Raw genomic sequence first — 14475 nt, forward strand, 5'->3', positions numbered from 1 at the left:
AAATCACAGAGACATGAGTTTTTTTTATCTGTCTATAATTTTGTAACCTTTTAGTCTGCTAATTTAATTTATTATTCTAGATTATAAAGTATAAATTTGCGAGACTAACGAATAACCGATGGAAATACTGTTTGTAGTAGTACTTTTTATAATTTTAGTATCTTTAGTTGTATATGCCAGCTTAAAACCGAAGAATTCTTTAGCTTCCGGTTGGGGTAACTATTACGCTGAAAACTTAAGTTTAAGCAGTGCTGAAAAGGACTTATTGAATAAAATCTCAACTCAGATCAGACCGGATGCTTTTTACAAAGTAGCTTTTTGCAGGGAAAATGCCATCAGGCTGTTTTTAAGTGTGTACCGAAAGTTTCCCTCGTTTCTTATAGGTAGTAAATATTTTGATCTGTTCTATTATTGTAGCTATATATTAAAGATAAAGTATGTTTTTTTACTACCTTCTAATGATGTATGCAGCCCTGAAAGGGCTGAGGTTAAGAGGTTCGAATCAGTTATTGCAGATTCGGTTAGAGATCTGATAGAAAAAGAATTTTTGGCTTTGCCCGAGCTCGATGCTCAGCAGGAGAGGTTACTATATGGAGAAGATAGTAAAAGATGGTTAACCATTTTCGAGAAGCTTAAAGCTGATTTTTCAGATGGTATTCAGTTCTATGAAGATATTAAGGGCAGGGTGCCTTTAAGCGGATCTGTGGTTGCTAAACGCAATCTTTGCTATGATTCTTATTCTTTTATGTTGGATAAAGACAAGGTCTTAGCTTTGAAATTTTATATGCATTATTTGGATGTCGGTTCTGCTTCAGATACTTTTAAATTTAAAACTATAACTAAACCCCATCAAAAAATCTTATTTGAAAATGAAACTCAATTAAAATACTTTCAAAAAATACTGAAAGGTTATAAGAAAAATGAAAACTTGAATAAAGCATTAAGTGAGATTGAAGACTTGTTTGTGAAAAAGAGAAAGAAAGTTCTTCTGGACGAAAATGCGATAAAATCAGCAAAAGAAGACCTGATAGGTGTGGTGGGCTTATTAAATGAGTACTTGGAGGATGACGAGTTTGCAGAAGTAAAAGTGACTCCCGTTATGGAAAGTGTAGTTTCTTCTTCATCTATTAGTATAGACTTTAATATTATTCAAATAGAATTTTTAGAAATGTTTGTGTTCCAATCATATATTCTCTCTTTTGCGGAAGTTGATGTCTTTGCTAACTCGAAAGGTGTATTTAAAAGCCAATTAATCGATGGTATCAATGATTTATGTTACGACTTATTAGACGATATGTTGATAGAAGAAGCCGAAGATAATTATATCTTGAATGAGCAGTATTATAAAAAAGTAATGGAAGGTTGATTTTTTATGGATATTCTAACCCATACTCTTTCGGGTGTAGCTGTAGCTACCGTTGTAGCCAATTATAATAAGGTAACTCCGCTTCGTAAAGCTCAGATATTATCAGCGGGAGCCATCGGTGGAGCATTGCCTGATATTGATGCCGTAAGTATGTGGTCTGAATTTGATCAGACCTTTGGAGCATTGTTTAATCTGTCACATTCGGGGCGTGTCATCTATGGAAGTAAGTTTTGGTATTCGCACCATGCTTTCTTTCACTCGCTGCCAGGAAGCCTCATTTTAGCGATTTTGTTTTTTTTGGTTATTTATTTAATCAAAAAAAGAGACTCATCTCGCGATTTAATGGCTTTCTATAAAACCTATTCAAGTATTTTTATAGCTTTCATACTGGGGTATTGGGCACATCTTGCGGGAGATTTGCCCACACCTGCATCTGTATGGGGAGGAATAGGTTTCTTTTGGCCTTCGGAAAACTATATTGGAGGATATGGTAAAATCTGGTGGTGGAATAATTATGATATTTTTCTACTGATAGTATGTTGCATTGCCTTAAATATTGCGATGCCTGCAATTTCAAAGTCTATTCGGTCAAAATCCGGAGTTTTCAGCCTATCCGTTGCCATTGTTACTTTTCTTTTGATTCTGGTGCAGATCAATACCCGTCATTACGATTATTCATATGCTGATAATAGATCCAATTATACAAAGATGGAGCAAAAATCGAAAGAGGAACAAAAGCGAGTCCTAGGTGACAGGCTATATCGTTATATGGATAAACTGGATAGAAGTTTAAAAATCAATTTTTGATTGTAACGGCATTCAATTATGTTAACCTTATTGCCTTTAGAAAATAAATATCTTTGTAGTGTTACACTGCTTTTGTAAATAATCAACCGAAAAATGGAGCTAAATATAAAACCGAAAGAAGCCACTGCTATAATAAACTCGTTAATTGGGGGAGTTGTTCCCAAAATAGGGGTGCAGCATATTACTGTGGGGAGAACAGACGAAGTGGAGATGTTTGTGAAAGCGATGGATAATGTGAAAGAAGGGCATAGTATGGTGAAATTCTGGATCGGCGATTTCGGATCGGGAAAATCATTCATGCTACATCTTTTGACAACTGTCGCTTTAAAACAGCGATTTGTGGTAAGTAATGCCGATTTTACACCACACACCCGTCTTTATTCTAATGATGGAAAGGCTCAATCTCTCTATACCTCATTGGTTGATAATATTGCAGTTCTTACCAAGCCCGAAGGTGGAGCCTTGTCTATCTTACTGGAAAAATGGATAGAGCAGGCAATCATGCAAACAGCTGCGGAAAACAGTATTGAATTAACTAAAATACGCGATACTGAGTATCTTCCTGCAATAAGGAATACAATAATGAAAACCACCAATGAGATAACAGAGGTTGGAGGTTTCGATTTCGGTCTGGTCATAGTGAAATATTACGAGGGATTTATAGCAGCGGATGACGAGCTTAAGAAAAATGCATTGAAATGGCTTAAAGGAGAATATACTACTAAAACTGAAGCTAAGAACGATTTAGGGGTTTCCGATATTATCAATGATCGTAATTATTACGAGATGTTGAAAAATCTGACGAAACTATTTGTGAAGATAGGATATAGCGGGTTTGTTATCAATCTTGATGAATGTATCAATCTTTATAAGATATCTAATACGGGAATGCGGCAGAAAAACTATGAAAAACTGATGAGCATGTATAACGATTGTTTTCAGGGAAAAATAGAACATCTGTTTCTTAATTTTGCAGGAACGAGTGAAACTCTTGAAGATAAAGTCAGAGGCTTTTATAGTTATGATGCCTTAAAAACCCGATTAAAGGTCAATAAGTTTGAGACTGCTAAAATTCGGGATTTTGCTCAGCCGGTTATCCGCTTAATGCCTTTAAGCGATAATGAGATATTTGTACTGCTTAAAAACCTGAAAGAGATATTCGATTTTAACTATAATGTTTCGATGGATTTTTCGGATGGAGATATCCAGCATTTTATGGAAGAGGTCTATAACAAACCCAATGCAGCAGAATTTTTAACTCCCCGTGAGGTGATTCGTGATTTCTTGAATATTCTGAATATCCTTCGTCAAAATCCCGAAACGGATAAGAACCTGTTGATCGCAGAAATTCAGGTTTCGGATGAAAGACCTCTTGATCTGGAAGAAGCGCAAGAAATAGACAGAGCCGAGAAAGTCAAGAAGATAATGAAACAGTATAAGAGTTTGAACTTCTCGCCTCAATTCACCGATAAATTAGTAGAAACCTTATTAGATGATGAAAACTGCCTGAGGGTAGTAGTCGGTTCATTCAAGAATAAAGCAGGTACTCTGATTGCTACCGAGAAGCGATTGGTTTTTATTAATAAGCAATTGAATTTTGTTGAGTCTTTCCCTTATAGTCAGATTACTGAATTGCATTATGCCAGAGGTACTCAGAACAGTTCTTTATATATAACCCGTAATGATGAGAAGTTGAGTGTTGATTTGATCCCTAATGTTCAAATAAAGCCTTTGATTGCTCTTTTAGAATCTCAAATAGAAATATTAGAGCGAAAAACTCTGGCTGCGGAATTAGCTTATTGGAATAAGCTGATTAAAAATGCAGAGATAAAAATGAGTCTTTCTAAAATGGAACGAGTTGCTTTTATTATTCAGGAAAAAGATTCATCAACAGAAGAAACATTCTTTCTAAGGCATACCGAAACTTTATCTAAACTTCTGAGTCAATATTGTCTTCTTGAAAATTCGGGTTTAGAGACAGAAGAAACAAAAACTTCGATGCAACGTATAGAGGAAGCTATAAGGACGGCAGGAAGTGCTTTTGAACAAGAGTTAAATACTATCTTTAAAACGGAGATGATGAGCGTAGATGCAGAATCGGAAGTATATCTTGATAATTTGCGGAATAAAGGTTTTATAGAGTCATAAAAAAACGCATTTTAAATGGGAGAATTGTTTAAGATAAGTATCCTCGGTGACGATCTGATTGAGAAATCAGTGGATATTACGCCTCTGTATCAAGAGCAGATCGAAAAAATAAAATCGAAAATAGATTTGAATAATACTTCAGCCATGCAATATGGCATTGTCTCTCAAAACCAACTGGGAGCATTTTCGGAAATAGTCTTGAAGCAAATGCGGTCGAAGAATACTCTTGCTATTGATAATACATTAAGCACATTGGTTTTTGAATTAAAAAACTTTGATAGATCGATTACTAAATGGAGCATCTGTCGACTATTTGAGAGTAATAAAAAGCGTATTTTCAGAATTAATAATGAATACAAAAAAACAGAAAAGACTGTCTCTGATATAGATCGTCAGCTAGAAAAACAGTACCAGACATTGTCAGTTGATTTGAAGATACTCGAAAAAATGTTTGAGCAAAATAAGCAGCATTTTGAGAATCTTTCACTTTACATATATGCAGGAGAATTAAAAGTACAAGACTTAAAGAAAGAGTTACCATATCTAAAAGCAAAGGCACAAGAAAATCAAGATTCTCAGTTGAGATTTGAAGCTCAAAAGCTCGAAGAGCAACTCCAAAGACTGGAGAGGCGAGTACATAACCTGAAATTGAGTAAGGTTGTCTCCATGCAACTGGCGGCACAAATAAGGTTGATACAAAGTAATAACACATCATTGTTGGATAAACTTCAATCCTGTATGTTGAATACTTTGCCTTTGTGGAAAAATCAGATGATTTTATCGTTGAATATTGCTAACTCTCAACAAGTGTTGGAGGCTCAGCGTACTTTGTCTTTATTTATCAATAAAGCCATGAGGCGTAATAGTAAGACACTCGGTAAATTGAGCTCTCAGATTGCTGGAGAAAATGAGCGCGAAATTGTAAGCTTATCTACTCTTCAAGAGATAAACGGTAGTTTACTAACAACTGTCCGTGATGTTTTGAATGTACAGCAAGAAGGGAGTCGATTGAGAGGGCAAGCTGAATCCGGTTTGCTTAGTGCCGAAAGAGAGTTGAGCCAACTGGCTAGTGGATTGGAGAATATCTGAGGAAGGATATTTTAGCCGTTTCTCTGTTCAGCTAGGTTGTAAATAGGTGATTCTAAGTTCTAAAAGTTAGCCTGTAATTTAAGAACCCGGATTTTTTACTTTATAATTTTATTCTGTAAATGTTTGTATTTTATAAGATATCTCCTATATTTGCATTGTTAACAAAATTATTAAACAAATAAGTTGATAGTGGAAAAGAAAGATATAACTACCGAACAAACCATATTAGAGGCTGCCGAGCATGAATTTCTGGAGAAGGGTTTTGCCGGAGCTAAAACTACTGCCATTGCAAAGCGTGCAGGGGTAAATCATGCAATGATTCATTATTATTTCAGAACCAAGGAGAATTTGTTCTCTATGGTTTATCAGCAAAAAATAAAGACTCTAGCTGAATCTTTCTCGCAGTCATTTAATCAGGATCTACCTTTTTCAGAACAGTTAAGATTAGCTATAGGCAATCATTACGATTTTGTCGCTGCTAACCCCAGGTTACTCTTTTTTATTTATGGTGAAATAATAACAGATGATGAACGGAAAAAAATGCTTGTAAAGAGTGTATTCCCTAAATTGAAGAATATAGTAAGAAGACTAAAAGAGGGAATAGATACTGAGGTGGAGAATGGCACTATCCGTTTTATCCGACCTACCGAATTGTTGATGAACATAATTGCTTTGAATGCAATTACATTTCTGGCTATGCCTTTATTGCAGGTTATAAGACGAGATAGCAAAGAGGTTGAAAAGCTTCTTCTCCAAAGAAGAGAAAATAATATTCTGTTTATTATAAATGGGTTGAGAGTTTAATTTTTTTAGACTACAACTAACAAAATTGTTAAGTAATAATGTTCGTGGAATGGAAACTTCATCTGAAAATATGAAAAAAATATTACTCATTCTGTGTGTTTTGATAAACGGTTGCTTTATGGCATCTGCACAACTGACAATTGAGGCTTGTCAGGAAAAAGCGAAGCAGAATTATCCTTTGATTAAGCGGTACGGCTTGATAGAGAAGACAAAGGAATATAACTTGTCGAATGCAGGTAAAGGATACTTACCTCAATTCTCGATGTCAGCTAAAGCTACCTATCAATCGGATGTTCCGCATCTTCCTATTTCTGTACCGGGAGTTAATATAAGACCTCTGAGTCAGGATCAATATGGGGTAACGTTGGATGTGAATCAGTCAATCTGGGACGGTGGAGTTATCAGTTCTAAAAAGGAAATGGCTAAAACAGCATCAGAGGTTGCTGCTAAACAGCTGGAAGTTAATCTGTATACTATTAATGACAGAGTAAATCAATTGTATTTTGGTATACTATTGTTCGATGCAAAAATCAAGCAGAATCAATTACTTCAAGAGGAGCTAGAGCGAAATTTTAATCTCATTTCAAGCTATATTGAAAATGGAGTTGCCAATCAGTCTGATTTGGATGCCATAAAAGTGGAACAGCTAAAAACGATACAGACACAAACTCAATTAGCTTCGAATAGAAAAGCTTTTATTGATATGTTGTCCGTATTGATCGGAGAATCGATCAATGAAAATACTGTTTTGGAGAAACCAAATTCGGAGAATCAGTTATTATCGTCACAAATTGGACGTCCTGAATTACACTTATTTGATGCACAGTATAATGATCTCGAAACACAGAAAAAACAAATTAAGGCAGGTTATATGCCAAAGCTGGGTCTGTTTGCTACCGGAGGATATGGAAGACCCGGCTTGAATATGCTGGAAGATAAATTTGCAGCTTATTATATAGCAGGTGTTCGTTTGTCGTGGAATTTTGGAGGACTTTATACTGAAAAGAACGATCATAAACTGATCGAAGCCAATCAGAGTTCGTTAGCCGCCGAAAAGGAAACATTCCTCTTCAATACCAATCTGGAAGTAACTCAGGAACAAAGTGAAGTGAAGAGAAATCGCGATTTACTTAAGTATGATGATGACATAATAACTCTTCGCAACAATGTCAAGAAATCGGCAGAAGTAAAGGTTGCAAATGGAACTTTAACGGTAACAGATCTTATGAGAGAAGTAAATGCCGAGGATTTAGCTAAACAAGATAAAATTCAGCATGAAATAGAGCTCTTACTATCTATCTATAATCTGAAATATACAACTAATAAGTAAATGAAAATATTTAATGATATACTTTCGGATTATAACAGGCTACTCACTGTTATGCTTACCAAAGCAATAAAAAGGTCTAAGACCTTAATTAAGGTCTGACACAGCTCGGAAATATTTAAGATAAAATATATGAGAACTATAAAAGCAGTATTCATTCTAGTTATAAGCTTTTTATTTGTTGCATGCGGAAATAAAAAGGGCGACTATGATGCTTCGGGAATATTCGAAACTACGGAGGTTATCGTTTCATCCGAAGCAAACGGAAAAATATTAGAATTTAATCTGGAAGAGGGGCAAATCGTCAATCCTGATGTGCCTCTGGGGTATATTGATACAACACAACTATATCTTAAAAAGATGCAGTTATTGGCAAGTAATCAGGCCGTAAAAAGTAAACAAACGGATGTGCCGAGACAAATTGCGGCAATACAACAACAGATTGCTACACAAAAAAAAGAACAGGCACGTTTCGAGAATCTGGTGAAATCGAATGCAGCCAATCAAAAACAATTGGATGACATCAATGCACAGATTCTTTACCTCGAAAAACAATTGGCTGCACAGACTGAAGTATTGATGAATTCGAATCGAGGTATCTCCGAAGAAAGTTCTTCCATGCAAATACAAGTAGCCCAATTAAATGACCAGATTGCAAAATCGGTGATTAAAAGCCCTATCAAAGGAACGATACTATCTAAATATGCAGAACAAGGAGAACTTGCCGTGCAAGGTAAAGCTTTGTTTAAAGTGGGAGACATTGAAAATATGATCCTTAGGGCATACATCACAGCAAGCCAGTTGACTCAATTGAAAGTAGGACAAACCGTGAAAGTATTCTCCGATTTGGGAGAAGCAGACCGAAAGGAATATTCGGGTACGGTAGGATGGATATCCGATAAAGCCGAGTTTACGCCTAAAACGATACAAACACGGGACGAACGTGCTAATCTGGTTTATGCTGTAAAGATAGCCGTAAAGAACGATGGCTATATCAAACGAGGAATGTACGGAGAAATAAAACTATAAGGTAAAGTACTTAAAGATATGGTTGCGATTTCAGTACAAAATATAAATAAGAAATACGGAGATATTCAGGCACTGAATAATATCAGTTTCGAGGTTCGGCAAGGGGAAATATATGGTATTATCGGTCCCGATGGAGCAGGTAAAACTTCGCTTTTTCGTATTCTTACCACTCTTTTGCTTGCTGAAAGTGGAACCGCAAAAGTAGATGGATTGGATATTGTCAAAGATTATAAGCAGATTCGAAATAGGATAGGGTACATGCCCGGAAAGTTTTCTCTTTATCAGGATTTGACAGTGGAGGAAAATCTCGAATTCTTCGCCACAGTTTTCAATACCACTATAAAGGAGAACTACGATCTGATCAAAGATATTTACAGCCAGATAGAACCGTTTAAAGATCGTAGAGCCGGAAAATTGTCAGGAGGAATGAAGCAAAAGCTGGCACTCAGCTGTGCTTTGATTCATAAACCGACTGTATTATTTTTGGATGAGCCTACAACGGGTGTCGATCCTGTTTCCCGAAAAGAATTTTGGGAGATGCTCCGGAATCTGAAAGAACAGAATATAACAATACTGGTATCGACTCCCTATATGGATGAGGCTATGCTTTGTGACCGTATTGCTCTGATTCAGGAAGGAACTTTTCTGCAAGTTGATACACCTGATAATATCATTGAACGGTTTACTGAAATACTTTGGGCTGTGAAAAGTGCAGAGATGTTCAGGCTTCTGAATGATTTGAGGCAGTATGATCCTATAAAGACCTGCTTTACATTTGGCGAAGTCCACCATATAACGGTAAAAGAGGATTTGAAGATGGAAAAGCTGGAAAATTATCTAAAAGAAAAAGGTCATGTGGATATCGAAATCTATCCGATGAAACCAAATATAGAGGATTGTTATATGCAATTGGCACAAAAGGTAGCTATATGAATGAACCTGTAATATATACCGAAAACCTGACAAAGAAATTTGGAGCATTTACTGCTGTCGATAATATATCCTTCAGTGTAGATAAGGGTGAAATATTCGGTTTCCTGGGAGCTAACGGAGCAGGGAAAACCACAGCTATGCGTATGCTCTGCGGGTTGAGCCATCCTACATCGGGTAAAGGTGCTGTTGCCGGATATGACATCCTGAAAGAGTCTGAAAAAGTTAAGAAAAACATAGGATATATGAGCCAAAAATTCTCGTTGTATGAAGACTTGAAAGTCTGGGAAAATATCCGCTTGTTTGGAGGAATCTATGGAATGGAATCAAAGCGGATTGCATCAAAAACAGATTTAATCCTCGATGAACTGGGTTTCTTAGCTGAGCGTAATACGCTCGTAAGAGAATTGCCATTGGGATGGAAGCAGAAACTGGCTTTCTCGGTATCTATATTCCATGAGCCGAAAGTAGTTTTCTTGGATGAGCCCACGGGAGGCGTTGATCCTGTAACCCGCCGCCAATTCTGGGAACTTATCTATGCAGCCACCGACAGAGGAATTACTGCCTTTGTGACCACTCACTATATGGATGAGGCGGAATATTGCAATCGTGTATCGATTATGGTTGATGGTAAAATAGAGGCTTTGGATACACCTAAAAAACTGAAGTTGCAATTTGAAGCTGATACTATGGATGAGGTATTTCAGCAATTGGCAAGAAAGGCAACACGATCGGACAACTAAAGTTGAGTTAGATATGGACGAACTTCAAATAATAGTATGGTTATTGCCTATTGTTTTTATAATGCATGACTTTGAGGAAATAATTTTCTTCAAACCATGGGTTACTAAAAATAGTCTCTACTTGAAAAAACGATTTCCATTTTTAGACAAACGCTTATTGCCACGTATGGAAGCATTATCTGTGCCTGCATTTGCTTTAGCTGTTTTTGAGGAATTTATATTGTTGTGTATAATAACTTTCACTGCTTTCTATTTTGACTATTACAGTATTTGGCTGGCAGTATTTATGGCTTTTTTTATTCATCTGTTTGCCCATATTATTCAATGGATTGTACTCAGAAGGTACATACCTGCTATAGTGACTGCTATACTTGCTTTATTATATTGCATATATGGGTTTATAGTAATTTTGAGAAGTCAGTTATTTACTGTACCCGAAATTATTTTGCTGTCATTGGCAGGTGTGTTTTTTATGGTGGTAAATCTTCTTCTAGCTCATGGCCTTGCAGAAAAGTTCGATAAAAAAAGATCAATTGAATGAAACAGTTCTTATCATTTGTGAAAAAAGAGTTCTTCCATATCTTTCGCGATACAAGAACGATGATGATTATATTGGGGATTCCCGTTATACAGATGCTTCTTTTCGGTTTTGCTATAACAACAGAGGTAAGGAATGTACAAGTTGCTGTGTTCGATCCATCAAAAGATATTTCAACAGAGCGCATAATTAACCAACTGGATGCCAGCCAATATTTTCATGTGGTGAAGATGTTGAATAATCCTGATGAGATAAATGCAGTATTTAAGGAGAATCACAATATTAATCTGGTTGTTGTATTTGATGAAAAATTCAATGAAAACCTCTTACATACAGGGGAAGCATCTATACAATTGATTGCAGATGCTACCGACCCCAATCAGGCTACAACCCTTTCGGGATATGCAACAAGTATAATAAACTCATATCAGCAGGAACTTTTACAGGAGTATAAGATTCCGATACGAATAAAACCGGAGATGAAGATGCTTTATAATCCTCAGATTAAGAGTGCATATAATTTTGTTCCCGGAGTAATGGGGTTGATATTTATGCTCATATGCGCTATGATGACTTCTATATCAATTGTTCGTGAGAAAGAGACGGGTACAATGGAGATTTTGTTGGCGTCACCGATGAAACCTATTTATATTATTGTTGCGAAGGCTATTCCTTATTTTGCAATATCCATAATCAATCTTACTACAATTCTATTGCTGTCTATTTATATATTGAAAGTGCCAGTATCGGGAAATTTCTATTCATTGATTGGGATTTCTCTGTTATTCATAATGGTAGCACTGTCGCTGGGTATACTTATTTCGACTATTGCCGAAACACAAGTTGCTGCCATGCTGGTTTCAGGGATGGGAATGATACTTCCGGTGATGATTCTGTCGGGAATGATATTTCCTATAGAAAGTATGCCTGTTGTCCTTCAATGGATATCGGATATTATTCCTGCAAAATGGTATATTTCAGCTGTCAGGAAGTTGATGATACAAGGATTAGGCATTACTTCGGTCTATAAAGAACTGGCTGTACTATTAGGTATGGGAGTTTTTTTAATCACCGTTAGTCTTAAGAATTTCAAAACCAGACTTAATTGATCATGATAAAATTTCTTTTAGAAAAAGAGTTTAAGCAGATTCTTAGAAATTCGTTTCTTCCAAGAATGATTATTGCCATGCCACTCATGATGATGCTTGTCTTTCCCTGGGCTGCTAATCAGGAAATAAAGAATTTGAGATTGAGCATTGTTGATAATGATCATAGTACATACTCGGAACGTCTGATTCAGAAAGTAACAGCTTCGGGGTATTTTAATTTGACAGATGTTTCTGCATCCAATAATGAAGCTTTGCAAAGTATAGAATCTGATAAAGCGGATATAATCTTAGAAATTCAAGCCGATTTCGAAAGGCACTTGATAACAGAAGGATCAGCCAATGTGATGATTTCAGCCAATTCGGTCAATGGTATGAAGGGCGGTTTAGGAGCTTCTTATCTCTCTATAATATTGCAGGATTATACGAGTGAAATAAGAGATGAATGGAAACAGGCTCCTGTAATGGCAACTTTACCAATAATAAATATAGTACCTCAAAATCGTTTCAATCCGTATTTGGACTATAAAGTATTTATGGCTCCTGCAATAATGGTAACATTATTAACTATGCTATGTGGATTTTTACCTGCATTGAATATTGTGGGTGAAAAAGAAATAGGTACTATCGAGCAGATGAATGTTACTCCTGTTAATAAGTTAACTTTTATTTTGGCTAAACTAATTCCTTATTGGATAGTGGGTCTGTTAGCTCTTACACTTTGTATTACATTGGCTGCAACTATATATGGATTGATACCCGCAGGTCGTCTAACGACTCTTTACCTATTTGCCAGTCTGTATATCTTAGTTGTTTCCGGCTTTGGGTTAGTTGTGTCGAACTATTCCAATACGATGCAGCAGGCTATGTTTGTGATGTTCTTCTTTATTATGATTTTTATTCTGATGAGCGGGCTATTTACCCCAATATCAAGTATGCCCCAGTGGGCACAAGATATTACAGCTTTTAATCCGCTGAAATACTTTATACAGGTAATGAGAATGGTGTATTTGAAAGGTAGTGGTATTACAGATCTCACAATGCAGATGATTGCTTTATGTTGCTTCGCATTATTCTTTAACGGTTGGGCTGTGTTGAGTTATAGAAAGAGTAGTTAGATTATGTATTATTCTGTTTTTTCATTTAACTGTTAATTGGGATCTCTTTTTCTAAGTATTAGCCTATGTGAGATTTTTTTAGAAATAAAAAGAGATTTTGTTTATTTTTAATTGTTATATTTGATTTTTAATTAACACAAGGAGGTCGTCTAAGTTTTAATTTCCAAAGATGTGCGACCCAATTTTATCTATTAGATTTCGATAGAGCCTCTCTTGTGAAAACACAATCAGCTTTTAATTATAAACTAACAAAAACAAAATGAAGAACAAACTTTTCTTAACATTACTCAGTGTTTTTCTGAGTATAACGTATTCGCATGCACAATTGTCGAAGACAATTGATGTCACGACCCCGGGAACATTGTCCCTCTCTCTTGGAGATGATAAAACAAAAGTCAGTGAACTGACCCTTACCGGTACTATTAATGACGCCGATTTTACTACAATCAAGCAGATGTCTTTACTCAAGGTATTGGATATGTCTACTGTTAATATTGTAAACGGGGCGATACCGGCTTCGGCATTTGAGAATAGAGTTATGGATAGGATTGTATTGCCGGAAGACATTAAAACTATCGGCGATAATTGTTTTAAGAATACTACTCTGACTAGTCCATTAATTTTCCCCTCCAGTGTTGAATCACTGGGCAACGGTGCGTTGTACCAAATCAGAAGCAGCTTTGACTTAAGCAAAACCAAAGGCAGTCTAGCGTATATCGGTCAGTATGCATTTGGTAATATCAGTGCTGCAACATTGGATTTCTCGGATTTTAGCAAGCTGAGTAGTTTTGGTATTAATGGGTCTTCTAATCCCTTTAAAGAGTACAGAGGTCATGTTATTTTACCCTTGCATCTAATATCTTTACCAAATTGTCTTTTTGAGAGTTTTACCGGTAGTGTTACCCTGCATGAAGGTATAAAAACTATCGGCGATAATTGTTTTAAGAATACTACTCTGACTAGTCCATTAATTTTCCCCTCCAGTGTTGAATCACTGGGCAATGGTGCGTTATACCAAATCAAAAGCAGCTTTGACTTAAGTAAAACCAAAGGCAGTCTAGCGTATATCGGTCAGTATACATTTGGTAATATCAGTGTTGAGACGTTGAACTTTTCCGATTTTACCAAACTGAGTAGTTTTGGAATAAATGGTGTCAATAATCCTTTTAAAGAGTACAGAGGTCATGTTATTTTACCCTTGCATCTAATATCTTTACCGAATTGTCTTTTTGAGAGTTTTACCGGTAGTGTTACCCTGCATGAAGGTATAAAAACTATCGGCGATAATTGTTTTAAGAATACTACTCTGACTAGTCCATTAATTTTCCCCTCCAGTGTTGAATCACTGGGCAATGGTGCGTTATACCAAATCAAAAGCAGCTTTGATTTGAGTAAAACCAAAGGCAGTCTAGCGTATATCGGTCAGTATACATTTGGTAATATCAGTGTTGAGACGTTGAACTTTTCCGA

13 protein-coding genes are annotated in these 14475 nt (G+C 36.1%); all 13 read left to right on the top strand.

The features are described from left to right. Nucleotides 1–118: 118 nt before the first annotated feature. Nucleotides 119–1366, top strand: a complete 1248-nt coding sequence (locus tag CLV62_RS04125; protein ID WP_110309529.1) for a tellurite resistance TerB C-terminal domain-containing protein — start codon at nt 119–121, stop codon at nt 1364–1366. A gap of 6 nt (nt 1367–1372) precedes the next feature. Beyond that, nucleotides 1373–2173 (top strand): metal-dependent hydrolase, encoded by an 801-nt coding sequence (locus tag CLV62_RS04130; RefSeq protein ID WP_110309530.1) that lies wholly within the window; start codon nt 1373–1375, stop codon nt 2171–2173. Nucleotides 2174–2266: 93 nt separating this feature from the next. Beyond that, nucleotides 2267–4321, top strand: coding sequence for a BREX system ATP-binding domain-containing protein (locus tag CLV62_RS04135; RefSeq protein WP_110309531.1), 2055 nt, complete (start codon nt 2267–2269; stop codon nt 4319–4321). Between the two features lie 15 nt (nt 4322–4336). Next, nucleotides 4337–5410, top strand: coding sequence for a toxic anion resistance protein (locus tag CLV62_RS04140; RefSeq protein WP_110309532.1), 1074 nt, complete (start codon nt 4337–4339; stop codon nt 5408–5410). A 189-nt stretch (nt 5411–5599) separates the two neighbouring features. After that, nucleotides 5600–6214: a TetR/AcrR family transcriptional regulator gene (locus CLV62_RS04145; RefSeq protein WP_170120008.1), complete on the top strand. Its 615-nt coding sequence runs from the start codon at nt 5600–5602 to the stop codon at nt 6212–6214. 70 nt (nt 6215–6284) lie between these two features. Further along, entirely contained in the window at nt 6285–7544 is a 1260-nt protein-coding gene (locus tag CLV62_RS04150; RefSeq protein WP_110309701.1) for a TolC family protein, read from the top strand. 129 nt (nt 7545–7673) lie between these two features. Continuing rightward, nucleotides 7674–8570 carry an HlyD family secretion protein gene (locus tag CLV62_RS04155; RefSeq protein WP_110309534.1) on the top strand — a complete coding sequence of 299 codons (897 nt, stop codon included), beginning with the start codon at nt 7674–7676 and terminating at the stop codon, nt 8568–8570. Between the two features lie 18 nt (nt 8571–8588). Continuing rightward, on the top strand, nt 8589–9503 hold the full coding sequence (locus CLV62_RS04160; protein WP_110309535.1) for an ABC transporter ATP-binding protein: 915 nt from the start codon (nt 8589–8591) through the stop codon (nt 9501–9503). Continuing rightward, entirely contained in the window at nt 9500–10243 is a 744-nt protein-coding gene (locus CLV62_RS04165; protein ID WP_110309536.1) for an ABC transporter ATP-binding protein, read from the top strand. The genes CLV62_RS04160 and CLV62_RS04165 overlap by 4 nt, the downstream gene beginning before the upstream one ends. Before the next feature lie 13 nt (nt 10244–10256). Continuing rightward, complete coding sequence (locus CLV62_RS04170) at nt 10257–10784, top strand: HXXEE domain-containing protein (protein WP_170120009.1); 528 nt, start codon at nt 10257–10259, stop codon at nt 10782–10784. Then, a complete protein-coding gene (locus CLV62_RS04175; protein WP_110309538.1) occupies nt 10781–11890 on the top strand; it encodes an ABC transporter permease in 1110 nt (369 codons plus the stop codon). The genes CLV62_RS04170 and CLV62_RS04175 overlap by 4 nt, the downstream gene beginning before the upstream one ends. Before the next feature lie 2 nt (nt 11891–11892). Further along, a complete protein-coding gene (locus CLV62_RS04180; RefSeq protein WP_110309539.1) occupies nt 11893–13005 on the top strand; it encodes an ABC transporter permease in 1113 nt (370 codons plus the stop codon). Nucleotides 13006–13264: 259 nt separating this feature from the next. Then, nucleotides 13265–14475: leucine-rich repeat domain-containing protein (locus CLV62_RS21660; RefSeq protein ID WP_170120010.1), on the top strand; the 1211-nt coding region annotated here is incomplete at its 3' end.

It is taken from the genome of Indolivaga alginatilytica, assembly GCF_003201355.1.
Classification (GTDB): domain Bacteria; phylum Bacteroidota; class Bacteroidia; order Bacteroidales; family Dysgonomonadaceae; genus Dysgonomonas_A; species Dysgonomonas_A alginatilytica.

Excerpts from the sequence above, each read along its gene's own strand:
- CLV62_RS04135 (WP_110309531.1), top strand. The coding sequence starts at position 2,267 with ATGGAGCTAAATATAAAACCGAAAGAAGCCACTGCTATAATAAACTCG.
- CLV62_RS04180 (WP_110309539.1), top strand. The coding sequence starts at position 11,893 with ATGATAAAATTTCTTTTAGAAAAAGAGTTTAAGCAGATTCTTAGAAAT.
- CLV62_RS04155 (WP_110309534.1), top strand. The coding sequence starts at position 7,674 with ATGAGAACTATAAAAGCAGTATTCATTCTAGTTATAAGCTTTTTATTT.
- CLV62_RS04170 (WP_170120009.1), top strand. The coding sequence starts at position 10,257 with ATGGACGAACTTCAAATAATAGTATGGTTATTGCCTATTGTTTTTATA.
- CLV62_RS04165 (WP_110309536.1), top strand. The coding sequence starts at position 9,500 with ATGAATGAACCTGTAATATATACCGAAAACCTGACAAAGAAATTTGGA.
- CLV62_RS04140 (WP_110309532.1), top strand. The coding sequence starts at position 4,337 with ATGGGAGAATTGTTTAAGATAAGTATCCTCGGTGACGATCTGATTGAG.
- CLV62_RS04125 (WP_110309529.1), top strand. The coding sequence starts at position 119 with ATGGAAATACTGTTTGTAGTAGTACTTTTTATAATTTTAGTATCTTTA.
- CLV62_RS04175 (WP_110309538.1), top strand. The coding sequence starts at position 10,781 with ATGAAACAGTTCTTATCATTTGTGAAAAAAGAGTTCTTCCATATCTTT.
- CLV62_RS04130 (WP_110309530.1), top strand. The coding sequence starts at position 1,373 with ATGGATATTCTAACCCATACTCTTTCGGGTGTAGCTGTAGCTACCGTT.
- CLV62_RS04160 (WP_110309535.1), top strand. The coding sequence starts at position 8,589 with ATGGTTGCGATTTCAGTACAAAATATAAATAAGAAATACGGAGATATT.
- CLV62_RS04150 (WP_110309701.1), top strand. The coding sequence starts at position 6,285 with ATGAAAAAAATATTACTCATTCTGTGTGTTTTGATAAACGGTTGCTTT.